Annotated in this window: 1 protein-coding gene; it reads right to left on the bottom strand. The window is 68.4% G+C overall.

Going from position 1 to position 373, the window contains the following annotated elements; all coding sequences use genetic code 11:
• A partial coding sequence (locus EBH09_RS36740) for a flavodoxin-dependent (E)-4-hydroxy-3-methylbut-2-enyl-diphosphate synthase (protein WP_193776768.1) occupies nt 1–373 on the bottom strand: 373 nt, incomplete at both ends.

The raw sequence follows: 373 nt of genomic DNA, 5'->3' as shown, positions 1-373 counted from the left end.
TGCCGTACTTCTGCAGCAGGCGCCGGTCCAGCGAGCCGGCGTTGACGCCGATGCGGATCGGGGTGCCGTGGTCCCGGGCCGCCTTGGCGATCTCCTTGACCTTGTCGTCGAACTGCTTGATGTTGCCCGGGTTCACCCGGACCGCCGCGCAGCCCGCCTCGATCGCCGCGAAGACGTACTTGGGCTGGAAGTGGATGTCCGCGATCACCGGGATCTGCGACTTCTTCGCGATCACGGACAGGGCGTCGGCGTCGTCCTGCGTCGGGCAGGCCACCCGCACGATCTGGCAGCCGGACGCCGTCAGCTCGGCGATCTGCTGGAGCGTCGCGCCGATGTCCGACGTACGGGTCGTGGTCATGGACTGCACCGACAC

The organism is Streptomyces sp. E2N166 (assembly GCF_003671715.1).
Taxonomy (GTDB): domain Bacteria; phylum Actinomycetota; class Actinomycetes; order Streptomycetales; family Streptomycetaceae; genus Streptomyces; species Streptomyces thinghirensis.
This window is presented reverse-complemented; position numbering and strand designations above follow the sequence as displayed.